Genomic DNA, 15,784 nt, shown 5'->3' with positions numbered 1-15,784 from the left:
GTGGTAGAATGCCCTATTAAAAAACATTTATAGAAGAAACTGATATAAGAGGACTTAGCTTGATGTCGACGTCGTCGGCAACGGTTGCCGTTTCAAGGCGCCATGTAACAAAAACACCAGCCCGAAGCTAGGAATCGTCAACGCCGCCATCAGCAAGAAAGGCAATTGCGGCGACACAGCGTAGGCATATCCGCACAAGATCGTCAATAGCCCCGTGCCAAGCCCCATCGCCAAGGAAGCGTATGCTCCCTGCGCGGAAGGGATGTATGCATTGGGTACCCATTGGTTGACGAATCTCATATAAGCAAAATGAGTCAAGCCGAACGTAATTGCATGCAACACTTGCGTGATGATGAACACCGTTGCATCGGGAAACAGGTAAATCGCTCCCCAACGAACGACGGACGATACCGCAGCAATGAAAAACATCACCGCAATCGGCACGTTCGCCATAAACCGGTCAGCCACATAGAAGAACCCGATCTCAGCGACAACCGCCACAATCATGATCAAGCCGATCTGGGAGTTATCAATCCCCATCTTTTGCAGATAAACGACGCCATAGCTGTTATATGCGGCATGTGCCCCTTGCAACAAAATGCACACGAACAGGCACCAAATGAAAGCGCGTGACTTGAACAGCTTGCGCATGGACACGTTGGCAGCGGTTGACGCTTTCGTGGCGAACTGGTTGGACACTCCGACAAAAGAGTGTAGATATACAACGATCAGTCCGATAAACAAGACATATAGGGTGCTAGCATCCCCCAGCCGCGACGTAATCCAGCCCGTCACATACAGGCCGACGATGTATCCCACCGAGCCCCACAAACGGCTACGGCCATAATCAATCTGTTTCTCTTTGGCCAACATGTTGGCGATCGTTTCATTCATCGGTAGCAACACCGGATACGTCCAAGCGAACAACACCGTCAAAACCAAGATGGGCACAAAGCCTTGAAATGGAATAAATCCGAGCAAGATGACCGCCGACAAGAAAGGAAGCCATCGCGCTAGCTGAGACAAAGGGGCCACGCGGCATAAGGCCGGATAACCATACAACGTGGACGCGGACCGCACAATGAGACTGAGAGAGACAAACCAACCGGCTTCTTCAATCGAAAAACCTTTCGTCTTAAGCCAGGCTGTCCAATATGGAATAAAGACGCCCCAGGTGAAAAAAAACAAATAAAATTGCACTGACATGCCTGCTTGTTTATTCATTCCTCCAACTCCCCAAACAGATCAAGCCGACCCAACACATTGGGTCGGTTGTTTTGTATGATGATCTGTCATCAGACCACACATGTTATTTTGGTAATACCGAATAATACTCTTCCAAGACAATGCCCCTGCTCTTGATCTCTTGGGCTATTTCCTTGCCGACATAGCGAATGTGCCAAGGTTCGTATCCATAGCCGGTCACATCTTCTTTCCCTTTAGCATAGCGAATGATAAAACCAAATTCGTGCGCATGGTCCGCCAACCAACGTCCTTCCGCTGTTGCGGCGAACGACTCGACCAAGCGGAGTCCCACACTTCGGGCCGACACGTCCATCGCCAAGCCAGTTTGGTGCTCGCTATGACCAGGCACAGCGTTATATTTGGCTGTGCTCTCTTTCCCTTTTCTCCTTAACGCCGACTCATAAGTCGCTTGTTGCCTTTCATAAGAACGGTACCCTGATACGGCAACCAACTCAATCCCTTGTTTTTTTGCCGCGGCGAACAATTGCTCCAGCGCTTGGGCCGCCTCTTTGCGCATCAACTTCTTCTCATCCTTGCCCCATGAGGAAAACGGCACATCGGGCTGCATCAAGTCGGCGGGCTTATACTCCGACGGCAAAGCGCGTTGTTTGTTAACCAACACCGCCAGCGAAGCCGGGTCAGACGGAATCGCAATCACCTGTTTGGCTGGCGGTTTGGACACAGGTTGATCATCCGGTTTGGCTTGTTTGGTTGCCGTCTCTTTGGAAGGGGTTGGCGTCGAATCGTTGGCAGCCAGAGACCCCCCGCAACCGCCCAAGAGAAGAGCCGCTCCTAACATCAAAGTAGCCAGGTGAATCGATTTTTTAGTCTTGCGCACTCTCTCCCCTCCTACGTAACGCATGATTATCTCAATCAATGTAAACCTCTCTTACCTCTCTCTGGAGAACATGGCTAAGGTAGAGCAGTTTGAAAAAACAATATGGTTCGAAGCTATTTCAAAACCATCTTATGGACGAAAATAACGAATGGATCGTGCCCCAACACGTTTCCCCATTCGCTTCCTTGTCCATCGACGATCGAGACGACTTTTGAAAAAACTTGACGCAAAACAAGCCTTTGATTCTCCAATATTAAATAATAACTTAAAATGAGCAGAGATATAAGGGGCAATCCCCAACGTTAGCAAAATAACCATATCTTCGGAAAAGTGAGGGCTACTTTGTTTGCCCATTGAGATTCTAAAAAGATCTCGAAGCAATCAGGAATATTTGCCAACGGTTGGAGAAGACCTATCCCGATCATCAGGACATGTTCTTATTCATCATTTATTTGGTTCATTTCGACATATAAACCCAATCAAACCTTTTTATAACAAATTCATGCTTAAGGGACCAAATGCCCATACTTATGAAGAAAGAAAAAATATTTTGTCCACCCGGCATAAACACAATGAAAAAAATATGTTAAAGTAATGATGTAAACCGCGTCATGACAGCGCTTGCATGCGATTCATTTGTCCACTTGTAAAGGACAAATGTTTACGAACAAAAGAATACCCGGGACTTTGGAGGGATTTTATCGTGTCAAGCAAGGTATTATCACAATTCTTACAGGAAAATTTACAAGAACTGAAAGAAAAAGGGCTTTATAATGTGATCGATCCTCTTGAAAGCGCCAACGGACCCGTGATCAAGATTGATGGACGGGAATTGATCAATCTCTCTTCCAACAACTATCTGGGTCTGGCCACCGATCCGCGGCTCAAAGAAGCGGCCATCAACGCGATCGAAACATACGGGGTCGGTGCTGGTGCCGTTCGAACCATCAATGGTACCCTCCAACTCCACGTCGAGCTGGAAGAAACCCTTGCTGCATTCAAAAAGACGGAAGCGGCCATTGCCTACCAATCTGGTTTCAACTGCAACATGGCAGCAATTTCAGCCGTAATGGATAAAAACGACGCCATTCTGTCTGACGAGTTGAACCACGCTTCGATCATTGATGGTTGTCGCCTCTCCAAAGCGAAAATCATCCGTTTCAACCACTCCGACATGGATGACCTGCGCCAAAAAGCGAAAGAAGCGAAAGAATCCGGCCTTTACAACAAAATCATGGTCATTACCGACGGTGTCTTTTCGATGGATGGGGATATCGCCAAACTGCCGGAAATCGTGGAGATTGCCGAAGAATACGATCTCATCACCTATGTGGATGACGCGCACGGCTCAGGCGTGTTGGGTGGTGGCGCTGGCACAGTCAAACACTTCGGCCTGTCTGACAAAGTGGATTTCCAAATCGGCACCTTGTCCAAAGCGATCGGCGTAGTCGGGGGATATGTGGCTGGGAAACGAGAACTGATCGATTGGCTCAAGGTACGCAGCCGTCCGTTCCTGTTCTCCACTGCCTTGACGCCGGGTGATGTAGCTGCGGCGAAAAAAGCGATTGAAATCCTGATGGACAGCACCGAACTGCAACAAAAACTTTGGGATAACGCCAATTACCTGAAGCAAGGCCTGAAGGAGTTGGGCTTTAACATCGGCGACAGCGAAACGCCGATCACGCCTTGCATCATCGGGGGCGAAGTGGAAACGCAGGCATTTAGCAAACGCCTGAACGAAGAAGGCGTTTACGCTAAAGCAATCGTGTTCCCAACCGTGCCACGCGGAACCGGACGGGTGCGCAACATGCCCACCGCCGCCCACACCAAAGAGATGCTGGACCGCGTCTTGGAGATCTACGCCAAAGTGGGTAAAGAAATGGGAATCATTTAATGGTTCCACAACGCGGCAATCCTTAACACTTCATTGGGCGCAAGTCGCCTGAAGACAAATCGTTCCATTTGATGTTGGAGGAAGACTTATGAAGAGAATCCTTGTTACTGGAGCCTTGGGGCAAATCGGATCAGAACTCGTCATGCGCTTGCGGGAAATCTATGGCGCAAGCCATGTCATCGCCACTGACATCCGGCGGACGGATAGTCCCGTTGTGGAGTCAGGCCCCTTTGAGATATTGGATGTCACTGATGCCGAAGCGATGTACGCCGTCGCCAAAAAACGGCAGGTGGACACCATCATCCATCTGGCAGCATTGCTGTCAGCAACCGCCGAAGCCAAACCCCTCTTGGCTTGGAATCTAAACATGGGCGGATTGGTCAACGCCCTCGAAGTAGCTCGTGAGCTGGATTGCCAATTTTTTACCCCCAGCTCGATCGGCGCCTTTGGCCCTTCCACGCCCAAAGACAACACTCCGCAGGACACCATTCAGCGTCCTACCACCATGTATGGGGTCAACAAAGTATCTGGCGAATTGTTGTGTGACTATTACTACCATAAATTCGGGGTGGATACCCGTGGCCTCCGCTTTCCGGGACTGATATCTTATGTGGCTCCCCCCGGCGGCGGCACCACCGATTATGCGGTGGAAATCTATTATGAAGCGATCAAGCAGGGCCGGTACACGTCTTACATCGCACAAGGCACATACATGGACATGATGTATATGCCTGACGCCTTGAACGCGATCATCACCTTGATGGAAGCCGACGCTGCCAAGCTGAAACACCGCAACGCCTTCAATGTGACGGCGATGTCCTTTGAACCGGAAGAGATTGCCGCGGCCATCCGCAAGCATATCCCCTCCTTCACCTTGGACTATGACGTCGATCCAGTGCGCCAAGGAATCGCCGAAAGCTGGCCCAATTCCATCGACGCCACGGCGGCCAAGGAGGAATGGGGCTTCAAAGCAGCTTATGATTTGGACAAAATGACAGCGGACATGTTGCAAAAGCTGAGTGAAAAACTCACTCCCGCCAACTTGCACCCGTCACGGTGACATCAGAAACAGCAAAAAACGTCTCCCCAGATAGATGGGGAGACGTTTTTGTTATGATTGCATTCCCAGCGGAATGATATAAGCGACCATCATGGCAAAGTGGACACCGGAACCGGCAGAGATAAACAGATGGAAAATCTCATGAAACCCAAATTTTTGGGGAAAGAAGTCAAATATCTTGGTGGCATAAATGATAGAGCCGATGGTGTACAACACACCGCCCACGATCATCAAGATGATTGCCCCTAGCGGTAGCACTTCCACCAGTTTAACAAAAGGGATCACCGCGATCCACCCAAGTGTGACATAAAACGCAGTCGACACGTAACGCGGAAGGTGGATGAAGGTAATTTTCAAGACAATGCCTATGACGCACATCACCCAGATCACCGTTAACATGACCGTTCGCCACAGCCCGTCCAACCCATGGTAAAACACCGGAGTGTAGGAACCGGCAATCAGCAGGTAAATGGCGCAGTGGTCGATCTTCTTCAGGATCAGTTCCTTTTTCGGCGTCGTTTTCACCCAATGATAAATCGAACTGGCAGCATACAGCAAAATGAGGCTAACTCCGTAGATGGTCATGGTGATCAAGGTGGAGATGTTTTCCCGGCTCAACAAGATCAGGTAAACCAAGCCGACAACCGCCGCCAGACAAGTAACAAAGTGGGTCCAGGTATTGACGGGTTCTTTCATTTTCAACGCATTCCACATATTCGAATCTCTCCTTGTAAAGGACGTGCCTGGCAACTCAGGTTGACTGGTAGAGGTAGCAGAAAAACCACGTCCTGATACGCGGCCGCCACTACCAGTCCCTTTTCTTTTGGCGCGCCGACAAGAAACGATAGCCGGAGACGGCCGTTTCCAACGCGAGGCGCCGGGCAGGTGCTTCCCAATCATCCCCCAGCATGGCAGCGATTTGTTCCAGGCGGTAGTACAAGGTTTGCCTGTGGATGAACAAAGATTTGGCCGTCTGCTGTTTTTGCAGGCCAGTTTGAAAGTACACTTCCAAGGTGCGCACTAAGTTCGTCTTATTTCTAGCGTCGTATTGCAACAACGGGCCCAAGTGAAGGTCGACAAAAGATTGCACCGCCGCCGTGTCCATATGCAAAAACAGTTGCCACGCCCGCAACTTCTCATAATGGATCAGCGTATGCGTACCCATGACGGCGCTCCCTTCCTCATCACCCTGGAGATCATCTTGAGGCACTTCGTCCATGGACAAAGCCAAACAGGCCTCTTCCCACGCCTTAGCCATCCGGTCAAGATGGTCAAGCCGATGGCTGACCCCCACTTTCCATCGGGTCGTCAAACGCGGATGAAGTCGACGGAATTGTGCGAACAGCATGTCAAACCCTTTGTCAACACGAGCGATAAAGGGATCAGCAGCAAATGTTTGCTGTTCGGCGAGAATGATCGCCAAGCGGTTCTCCACTGGAGCCACCCAGACTTTGATCCCTTTCTGCTCAAACACATGCTGCATCATGCGGATCAGCTGCACCAAAAACACTCGCCCTAGTCCGCTCTCATCCGCAAACGTCCACTCGTCTTGGCTCAGCGCGCACAGTACGCAATTTTTCCGTTTCTCAAACACCCCGAGCAGGCTCGACGGCACCTCGCCCCGCTTGCCGCCTACCAAATCGACCATCCACCGCTTGCCTTCTTCCAGCTCCCACTCTTCAGACAAAAATTGGCGCAAATACTCTTGGGCGATGGCGATCATCACGCGATCTATGATCAGATTCAAATACTCCGTCAGCTTGCGGGTGGTTTTGATGTAAAGCTCGCCGATGTTCACTTCTAACACCGTGATCGGGCGGCGAAGCGTGTTCTTCTTTAGCGGCGTTTCCGTCTCGGGGTAGATGAACGTCTTGCCCAGATAATCTTCAATCCAGACCACAAAGCCGGTTTCCTTGTGTAAGAGTTGCAGGATTTTTCTCAACCCCTGCGGTTGCAAAGTTAATTGCAAAAATTGGGTCGAGATGCGCTCCAGCGACAACAGCTGGTCTTGATGCCGCGCGATCAGCCAAGTGTGGATGTCCTGCGTGATCTCCACAAATGAGACCGGCTCCTCAAAAATGATGATGGGAAACTGGCGCTCATCGGCAAAGCGCTTGACCGCCTCCGGAATGACGACGAATTGGTGTACCATCTCAATCGACAATGCGGCCACTTTGCTTTCAACGAGCTCACGGACATAATCTAGCTTCAGCTCTTTCTCCTCGCCTAGCCCCACCCCGGTCATCAGCACCAACTCCCCGCCTTTGACATAGGAAGAGCCGTCAAGGATCTCCAGCACATGAACCCAGCGAACGGCGCGGTTCAGCCCACCTTGCCCGGCAATGACCTTTGCCTTTTGAAACAAGGGGCGTTTTAACATTTCTGCTACGGTAAAAGTATCAAGGATATTCATCTTATCTCACCCCCTTGCCACTTGATTATTTCCGTCATAAACCCAATAACCCTATTGTAAAGAACTTTGCTGTGAAATGATAGTGATGACCGGCAACTCCATCACCTTTTCCCATCGCTTCTCGCATGGCAGAGGCGCACACCGGCAAATCACAAAAAAACAAGAGAGGCGGCATGTTCGCCACCTCTCTTGTTTATCTGCATGTGGTGTTTTAGGAGTGAATCGATTTTCATTAATGCAATACGGATTCTTTGCGCAGGACTTCTGCCAACTCTTGGAAAGACAGTCCATGGGCTTCCGCTACCGCACGACAAGTCAACACGCCGTCCAGTGTGTTTACCCCTTTGGCGAGGGCTTTGTTTTCGGAAACCGCCTGTACTACCCCTTTATTAGCGAGCTGCAATCCGTATGGTACCGTTACGTTGGACAGGGCCAGCGTAGAAGTGCGGGCGACCGATCCCGGAATATTGGCCACCGCATAATGCAAGACGCCGTGTTTCACATAAGTTGGGTTGCTGTGTGTGGTGATGCGGTCAACCGTTTCAATAGAACCACCTTGGTCAATGGCCACGTCCACGATTACCGATCCTTCTTCCATGCTTTTCACCATGTCTTCCGTCACCAACCGCGGTGCGCGCGCACCAGGGATCAGCACGGCGCCGATCAGCAGATCCGCTTTTTTGACTGCATTGGCCAAGTTGTAAGGATTGGACATCAACGTTTTGACACGTCCTTGGAACAGATCGTCCAATTGGCGCAGACGCTCAGCGCTGATATCGAGGATGGTTACGCTTGCGCCGAGGCCCACTGCCATTTTCGCAGCGTTGGTACCTACAATACCGCCACCAACAATCACTACTTCCGCAGGCAACACGCCGGGCACGCCGCCGAGCAGAACTCCTTTGCCGCCTTTCGCTTTCTCCAAGAATTGGGCACCGATTTGGATCGACATCCGTCCTGCCACTTCACTCATCGGAGTCAACAGCGGCAATGAACCGTTGTCCAGCTGGATCGTTTCATAAGCGATCGCCGCCACTTTGTTGTCGATCAGCGCTTTCGTCAACTCCGGTTCCGCCGCCAGGTGCAGGTAGGTGTAAAGAATGAGGCCTTCACGGAAATAACCGTACTCTTCCTTCAACGGCTCTTTCACTTTCATCACCATTTCAGCCGACCATGCCTCTTTGGCGCTGGAAACGATTTTCGCACCCGCTTCCTTGTACGCTTCATCGCTGAATCCGCTTCCCAGACCAGCGCCTGTTTCCACCCACACTTCATGACCTTGGCCGATAAAGGCTGCTACGCCGCCCGGGGTCAAACCAACCCGGTTTTCGTTGTTTTTTATTTCTTTAGGTACACCAATGATCATCGCCATCACCTTTACATTCAGTATGATAAAATAAAGTATAAAACCAAAGGAAAACGATTACATTAGACAACATGTATAAACTCAAGCCATTTTCCTTCAACATCCTGCCAACGTCACCCATTTGACGCGCAAACCTGCTATGATAGAGTTGATTTATTCATACGAACCAATGTCCATTCCATTTCTATCAATGCACCCGCGCTGTCCGAACGGTGACTAGGGCGTGTCTGATGAATTGGGCAACGGCTCCAAAAACCATTTTCTTATTCGCTTCACTTGTTCTCGAGAAAAGGTTTTTCCGCCACTTCTTTCCCACCAACTTGATTTGCCAGACACATCCTAGCCAGTGGCCGCGCTTGGAATGGGCATCGACTCTTGTAACACGCACCATAGGTCATTATCATCGTTGTTACGCATCTTAGGAGGAGACCTACATGAAGGTACTAGGTGTTGTCTTTAAAGATCGGATCGATCTGAAACTCTTTTTCGTCGTCATGGAAAACCAAGTTCATCTGGAAGTGTGGGACATTCTACACAACTATCACTTTGAGGCGTTGGATGTCTGCCATACCCTGCATGAACCCCTGACGTTTGATCAAATGCACGAGATGTTGCAGGACATGTCGCACAAATTTGATGAACTTTATCCCGACTATCTTGAAAAATTGGCGGCGTTGTAGTAGCGAGAATAAGAGAGGCTAGCTTTTGGGGTGAAGAGCGGGGGTCGGGCATCAAAAACCTTTTCCCAGCCGCTCACGGAGAGGTTATCCATCAAAAAACCGGCTCGCAAGACAAACGTCCAAAAGCCGGTCAGTTACAAACGGATTCTTATTTTTTGAACATCGATTTCAACACAAACGCGACATTGGCCGGACGCTCGGCCAAGCGGCGCATGAAGTAGCCGTACCAGTCGTTGCCATAAGGCACATACACCCGCATCGTGTATCCTTCTTTAGCGAGTTCCAGCTGTCTTTGCACCCGGATGCCATACAGCATTTGGAATTCAAACTGCGAGAAGGGTATATTGTGCTCTTTCACAAACTTTTTGACGTGTTCAATCACGTTATCATCATGAGTGGCGATAGCTGCGTAATTCCCGTAAAGAAGGTGTTTCTCGATGATCTTGATGAAATTGCGATCCACATCTTCTTTGGCCGGGAAAGCCACTTCTGGAGATTCTTTGTACGCACCTTTCACCAAGCGCAGGTTTGGCTTAAACTTGTTCAACTCATCGATGTCCTGCTCTACTTTGTACAAATATGCTTGCACGACCAAGCCCACGGTTTCACCGTATTCTTCCCGCAACTCACTAAAAATGTCCATGGTGATTTGATTGTGTTCGTAATCTTCCATGTCGATCCGCACAAAGTTGTTGAGGCGTTTGGCGCAATCAAGAATGCGGCGCATGTTTTTCATGCACAGTTCTTTGGAAATGTCCAAACCCAACTGTGTCATTTTTAATGACAGATTGGACTTTACACCCGCTTCTGCAATCGCTTCCAAAGTACGGATACAATAATCAGCCGATTCGATTGCTTCTTCTTCACTAAATACAAATTCGCCCAAATGGTCCAATGTCGCAACAATGCCTTTTTCATTTAGCTCTTTGACCGTGGAGATCGCCGCTTTGATGGTTTCACCGGCCACGAATCGGTTCGCCCCAAACCGAAGCCCCCATTTTTTTGCCGCTTTATTGGCTACTTTGTTTTTTGACAAGAATAAAAACATATCCCGCATCAATTGTTCCATCGTAATCTCCCCTTGTGCCTTTTCTGTTTTAGTAATAAACAATCTAGCAAGAATCATACCAACTCATTTTCACAGAATTTGTTGGCCATTTATTCACTAAATGTACACAAAGGTGTTCAATCACTTGCACATTTATGTTCAATCGATTACACTTTTGTTCACGATTATCAACCCGGCACTGGGTAGGAGGAAACGCCATTGTTACACGCGGAAACGATTTTAAACACCTTGTTGGACATGGTCAGCGAAGCGATCACCATTGTCGACCCCGACGGGACGGTACTTCACTGGAACAAAGCCGCAGAACAGCTGTATAACATTCCCGCGGCGAAGATCGTCGGCAAAAACATATCGGACTTCAGCTGGAATTCCCTCATGATCTCACGCATGCTGGAAGATGGGCAACCGATTCAGGAGGCCTACCATGAACCACGCCCCGGCGTGTACGTCTTGGTGAATACATCCCCTATTTTCCGAAACGGCACCATGATCGGAGCCATTTCTTGCGAACAGGACGTGACCAAATTGGTCCGCTTGGGGAATGAATTGTTTTCCACCACTTCCCAGCTCCATACTCTGGAAGAAAAAATCAGTCAACTGGCCTCTGCCCCGGACCCTTTCCACCGCATCAAAGGAAGCGGCCCGGCCATTTTGCAAGCGGTGCAAGTGGCCCGCCGCGTCGCGCCAACTGACGCGACCGTGCTCATCACCGGCGAATCGGGGGTCGGTAAAGAATTGTTTGCACATGCCATCCATCATGGTAGCCAACGGGCCAAACACCCCTTTGTCGCCATCAATTGCGGGGCGATCCCGGCTTCCCTTTTTGAAAGCGAGCTGTTCGGCTACCAGGGGGGCGCCTTCACAGGCGCGGATCGGACAGGAAAAGCGGGCAAGCTGGAGTTGGCGCATAAAGGAACCCTTTTTTTGGATGAAATCGGCGAACTTCCCTTGGACATGCAAGTAAAATTGTTGCGCGTGCTACAAGAGAAACAATTTTACCGCGTGGGAGGAACCGAACCGGTCAAAGTGGACATCCGCATCATCGCCGCCACCAACCGGAACTTAGAAGAGCGCGTCACCGCGGGCGCTTTTCGCGAGGATCTCTTCTACCGCCTCAATGTGGTGTCAATCGAAGTGCCTCCCCTCCGCGATCGGATCGAGGACATTCCCGAATTAATCCAATTGTTCGCCAGGGAAATCGCTGTGCAATACGGCAAGCCCAATCCTGAATTCAGTCCGGAAGTACTGGTCACCTTGATGAACTACAATTGGCCCGGAAATATCCGTGAGCTCCGTAATATCATCGAACGGCTGGTAATCCTGACCGAGGATGGACCGATCAGCCGTGAGCATTTGCCAACCGCCGTGCAAGTGCCCCGGCTGCACGCTGAAGCACCGCTCCCCCCCACTCTCCCCAGCGGCACGGGGGAAGCAACCTCCGAATATCACGCGATACAAAATGCACTGCGCACCACGTACGGAAACAAAGCGGCTGCCGCCAAGTTGTTAGGCATTTCCCGGGGAACACTCTACAACAAAATGAAAAAATACGGATTACGATGATGCTTGCCCATCACCGCACAAAAACCAGCCTCCCGCTTCATTCCGGACGGCTGGTTGTCTTTTGTCAAAATGAAAGAGACATATCCATAGAAATATCGAATATATAGAAAGAAATATCGGTGCTTAGAGGTGAGTTCACTTACATGATCCAATCGACCAACCAAAGGCGTCAGTCAGGGCAAGCCAGTTGGACAGCCGAATTTGCCGCTTGGTTCCGCGCATTGGAAAAAAGCTACCCTAAAGAGCGCCGGCTGTTTGAAGACCCTTTTGCTGTCCGGTTCATTTGCACCCCTTTGCAAGCGGCCACCCAGTTCGCTCGCCTACCCTTTATTGGCAGAATCGTGCCGATGTTGTTGGATCGCTTTGGCCCCGGCGCCCGAACATCAGGGGTAGCTCGCACCCGCTTGATCGATGATCACCTGACCCATGCCTTGGAACAGGGCATAAGCCAAGTGGTGATCTTAGGTTCTGGCTTCGACAGCCGTGCTTACCGCATCCCGCGCATGCGAAACGTGCGGGTGTTTGAAGTGGATCAACCGCACACGCTCTCCGCCAAGCGAAAAAAGCTAGCCGGCTTGCTCGGCGAATTGCCCACAAGCGTGACGTTTGTCGAAACCGACCTCAATGTGCAGCAATTGGAACGAACCTTGAGCGCCGCCGGCTTTGATCCTTCCCAACCCGCTTTTTTCATCTGGGAAGGCGTGACCCAATACCTGACTGAACAAGCGGTTGACAGCACCCTGCGCTTTATCAGCACCACCGCGCCCGGCAGTTTTCTGCTGTTCACCTATGTGCACCAACATGCTATCAAGCAGTTGGCGGCAGACAAAAAAACACGGCGCATCCACCGGTTGTTGGAACGCATCCGGGAACCGTGGACATTTGGGATGCTCCCCGAACAGTTGCCTGCTTATCTGGAGGCGCGCGGATTGGTTTTGGTAGAGGATGTCAACGCCGTCACCTACCGGCGGAGATACCTAAACCCCGAAGGCCCCCATCTGGCGGGCTACCCATTTTACCGCGCTGCCTTGGTACAAGTGAAGCAACGGGAAGCAGAACCGCAGATCCGTTTTTTCCGCACCTATTTCTCTTAGCTCCTCACACCCGGCATCACCCTTATTACTTCCACTTCCGCCTGCGCCAATCTCTCCTGCCACTCCTCGGGCACATCGTCAGCAATCAGGACATCGATTTGTTCCAATGCGCACACTTTGAAAAATAGTTTTTTGTTAAACTTGGTGCGATCCACCAACACAATCACTTGTTCTGCCTGGGCGATCATTTGCCGCACCACTTGCCCATCATCTTCACTCGGAAAATAAATGCCGTCCTCGGCCACTCCGCCCCCTCCCATAAAACACTTGTCAACATGGTATTCCTGCAACTTTTTCACCGTGCCCACCCCGTACAAATACCGGCTGTGCGCATGGAACACGCCCCCGAGCAAATGAACGGTCACCCGCTCTTTCGTCGATAGAATATCGGCGATGTCAATGGAATTGGTCACCACGGTCACCTCTTCCGCCTGCAATGCTTGAGCGGCGTGTTGGACGGTGGTGGAAGTATCCATCAGCACCAAATCTCCCTGTTTGATGTGGCGGGCCGCTTCCGCGCCGATCCGGCTCTTCACTTCACTCTTTAAATCGAGCCGTTCCTTATAGCTTTCGATCTCCTTTTGTACCACGGGTAACACTGCTCCACCCCGTGTCCTAATGATGGCGTTTTGCTCGCTTAATTTCACCAAATCGCGGCGGGCCGTATCGCGCGACACACCAAACCGTTCACAAATCTCCTGCACACTCATGCGCTGATGTTCTTTGAGATACCGCATGATGGCGACCAATCTTTCTTCTTGGTACATGAAACCCTCCCGCTCAATCAGTATTCTTACGTAAATATAAGCATATTTAAGTTATATGGTCAAATACATTATAATTTCACTTACAATTACTTATAAAGCGTTTTGCTTGACCGCTTCCGCTCGGGGTATAGTGGTACAAAGAGAGAGACCGAAATTGATGAACGGGGCGATAGCGTTACTCCAGCATGCGGGAGGCGTGATATCGCCGCCGTTCATCCCTTGTCATCTGCTGTGGCGCCTGACTTATTGCGCGTTCAGCGGATTTTTTATTGGGAGAGCTTGATGAGCCGTGCCAATTCGGCATAAATGGCCACGATCTCATCCAACTTCATGCGGACCAACCCGCTGGAAGAAGGGGCCACAAACTCCTGCACCCCTGGAATGACGGATGATTCCTGCAATCCCCATGCGGCGCTTTTCTTGCCGCTATATTGGAGGTACACGCCTTTGCCCACGAAGCAGACCACCCGGGGGCGCAAATCCGCAATCTTCTGCATCAGCCGAAGTCGCCCGACGCGGTATTCCTCTTTCGTAATCTGGTCCGCACGCTGGGTCGGACGCTCAACGATGTTGGTAAAGCCATAACCCAGCTTCAACAACTCCCTGTCTTCTTCCGCACGGTACAACCGCGGGGTTAATCCCGACAAGTGCAAGATTTTCCAAAATCGGTTGTGCGGATTCGCATAATGATGCCCGGTTTCCCCCGATTTAAGACTGGGGTTGAACCCGACGAACAAAATATCCAAATCGGGAGCCAAGTGGTCAGGAATAGCGGTTGGCAATCCCGCTCACCTCCGTTAGCGTGGTTCTTCGCGCTTGGCTCAGCTGTTTTTAGCGAACTGGCTCCCGCGCGCACTCATATTATGGCACAACCGTCAGTCACCGACAAAAACCCCGCCGCGGCGCAATGGAAAGGTGATACACCGAAACGAACCACCCGATTTCGTAATTTCCGTGATGTCGATTTCATACACTTCCAACCCCGCTTTCCCCAACTCTTCATTGACACGTCTGTTTTGCGGCAAGCTGATGATACGTCCCTCACCTAGCGACAGCACATTGGTCGCCAGCCGAAACTGCTCTTCTTCAGTCACCTCGATCAATCGATAAAACCGGCGCAACGTTGCCAAGGATTCGATATCAAAGGCATCCACATACGCCAATGCCACCCCTGGCGCAACCACATTCAAAATGCAGTCCAAATGCAGATACCGTGGTCGCACGGCAATGGCCGAAACCTGATGGCTGGGAAACAATGCCCGCAACTCGTCTACCACCTCAGGGGACGTGCGATTGCCAACGCCAACCCAGATCTGGTGGCCGTCTATTATCATGTCTCCCCCTTCCAAGCTTCCACTCTGTACTTTGGTGAATGGGATGACCTGTTTGCGAAGCCAAGCTTCTAACGCTTTCTCCTCCCCCCGCCGAATGGAGTGCTCCATGCTTGACAAGATGAGGCGATTCGCAATCACCACGCCGATGTCCCGAGTAAACACTTGTTCAGGAAGGGTGGGCGCAGGCGGCAACAGTTCCACCCGGATGGACATATTAACCAAAAATTCAATAAATTCGTTAAATTGTTTAGTTGCGCGCGCCACATCAATGTTTTCCCGGAAATAATGTTGTTGCGTATGGTTGATCACTTCTTTAATGGTCATATAAGCAGGCGGGCACATCAACACTTCCTGCAATCGGTCATACTCGCTTTCACAATATACAGACCGCTCGATAAAATCACCATCACGTTGTCTGCTTCCTATGGTCGCCATCGGCAGCGTTCACTCCTTTCCGCTTC

Annotated in this window: 14 protein-coding genes; 5 read left to right on the top strand and 9 right to left on the bottom strand. The window is 50.6% G+C overall.

Going from position 1 to position 15,784, the window contains the following annotated elements; genetic code table 11:
• Positions 1-54: 54 nt before the first annotated feature.
• Both QQZ12_RS01965 and QQZ12_RS01960 read right to left on the bottom strand, forming a co-directional pair.
• Positions 55-1,224, bottom strand: coding sequence for an MFS transporter (locus QQZ12_RS01965; protein ID WP_102991776.1), 1,170 nt, complete (start codon positions 1,222-1,224; stop codon positions 55-57).
• 85 nt (positions 1,225-1,309) lie between these two features.
• Positions 1,310-2,044, bottom strand: a complete 735-nt coding sequence (locus QQZ12_RS01960) for a M15 family metallopeptidase (protein ID WP_431606291.1) — start codon at positions 2,042-2,044, stop codon at positions 1,310-1,312.
• A gap of 742 nt (positions 2,045-2,786) precedes the next feature.
• Between QQZ12_RS01960 and QQZ12_RS01955 the strand changes: the two genes are divergently transcribed.
• Together QQZ12_RS01955 and QQZ12_RS01950 are read left to right on the top strand one after the other, a co-directional pair.
• Positions 2,787-3,977, top strand: coding sequence for a glycine C-acetyltransferase (locus QQZ12_RS01955; RefSeq protein ID WP_022738349.1), 1,191 nt, complete (start codon positions 2,787-2,789; stop codon positions 3,975-3,977).
• Between the two features lie 88 nt (positions 3,978-4,065).
• Positions 4,066-5,037, top strand: coding sequence for an L-threonine 3-dehydrogenase (locus QQZ12_RS01950; protein WP_102991775.1), 972 nt, complete (start codon positions 4,066-4,068; stop codon positions 5,035-5,037).
• 51 nt (positions 5,038-5,088) lie between these two features.
• Here the strand turns inward: QQZ12_RS01950 and trhA are convergent, their stop codons facing one another.
• The 3 genes from trhA to ald all read right to left on the bottom strand — a co-directional run bounded on the left by trhA (position 5,089) and on the right by ald (position 8,816).
• The gene (gene trhA, locus QQZ12_RS01945) at positions 5,089-5,751 is read right to left on the bottom strand and encodes a PAQR family membrane homeostasis protein TrhA (protein WP_245888390.1); all 663 of its coding nucleotides are present in this window, start codon (positions 5,749-5,751) and stop codon (positions 5,089-5,091) included.
• 91 nt (positions 5,752-5,842) lie between these two features.
• The gene (locus tag QQZ12_RS01940) at positions 5,843-7,450 is read right to left on the bottom strand and encodes a PucR family transcriptional regulator (RefSeq protein ID WP_284723879.1); all 1,608 of its coding nucleotides are present in this window, start codon (positions 7,448-7,450) and stop codon (positions 5,843-5,845) included.
• A gap of 232 nt (positions 7,451-7,682) precedes the next feature.
• Positions 7,683-8,816 carry an alanine dehydrogenase gene (ald, locus tag QQZ12_RS01935; RefSeq protein ID WP_102991773.1) on the bottom strand — a complete coding sequence of 378 codons (1,134 nt, stop codon included), beginning with the start codon at positions 8,814-8,816 and terminating at the stop codon, positions 7,683-7,685.
• Positions 8,817-9,250: 434 nt separating this feature from the next.
• Here ald and QQZ12_RS01930 point away from each other — a divergent pair, with 434 nt between their 5' ends.
• Complete coding sequence (locus tag QQZ12_RS01930; protein ID WP_106343259.1) at positions 9,251-9,496, top strand: hypothetical protein; 246 nt, start codon at positions 9,251-9,253, stop codon at positions 9,494-9,496.
• Positions 9,497-9,644: 148 nt separating this feature from the next.
• Here QQZ12_RS01930 and QQZ12_RS01925 read toward each other — a convergent pair whose 3' ends face one another.
• Entirely contained in the window at positions 9,645-10,565 is a 921-nt protein-coding gene (locus QQZ12_RS01925; RefSeq protein WP_102991771.1) for a proline dehydrogenase family protein, read from the bottom strand.
• Positions 10,566-10,763: 198 nt separating this feature from the next.
• On the opposite strand from QQZ12_RS01925, the gene QQZ12_RS01920 reads away from it, so the two are divergent.
• Both QQZ12_RS01920 and QQZ12_RS01915 read left to right on the top strand, forming a co-directional pair.
• Entirely contained in the window at positions 10,764-12,128 is a 1,365-nt protein-coding gene (locus tag QQZ12_RS01920) for a sigma-54 interaction domain-containing protein (RefSeq protein ID WP_223248042.1), read from the top strand.
• A gap of 143 nt (positions 12,129-12,271) precedes the next feature.
• Entirely contained in the window at positions 12,272-13,222 is a 951-nt protein-coding gene (locus QQZ12_RS01915; RefSeq protein WP_284723878.1) for a class I SAM-dependent methyltransferase, read from the top strand.
• Here QQZ12_RS01915 and QQZ12_RS01910 read toward each other — a convergent pair.
• From QQZ12_RS01910 to QQZ12_RS01900, 3 genes are all read right to left on the bottom strand, one after another.
• Positions 13,219-13,989 (bottom strand): DeoR/GlpR family DNA-binding transcription regulator, encoded by a 771-nt coding sequence (locus QQZ12_RS01910; RefSeq protein ID WP_102991769.1) that lies wholly within the window; start codon positions 13,987-13,989, stop codon positions 13,219-13,221. The genes QQZ12_RS01915 and QQZ12_RS01910 overlap by 4 nt on opposite strands.
• A 266-nt stretch (positions 13,990-14,255) precedes the next feature.
• Entirely contained in the window at positions 14,256-14,771 is a 516-nt protein-coding gene (locus QQZ12_RS01905; protein ID WP_102991768.1) for a mismatch-specific DNA-glycosylase, read from the bottom strand.
• A gap of 93 nt (positions 14,772-14,864) precedes the next feature.
• Complete coding sequence (locus tag QQZ12_RS01900; RefSeq protein ID WP_102991767.1) at positions 14,865-15,758, bottom strand: dimethylarginine dimethylaminohydrolase family protein; 894 nt, start codon at positions 15,756-15,758, stop codon at positions 14,865-14,867.
• Positions 15,759-15,784: the final 26 nt, after the last annotated feature.

It is taken from the genome of Laceyella tengchongensis (genome assembly GCF_900182735.1).
GTDB classification, from domain to species: Bacteria; Bacillota; Bacilli; order Thermoactinomycetales; family Thermoactinomycetaceae; genus Laceyella; species Laceyella tengchongensis.
This window is presented reverse-complemented; position numbering and strand designations above follow the sequence as displayed.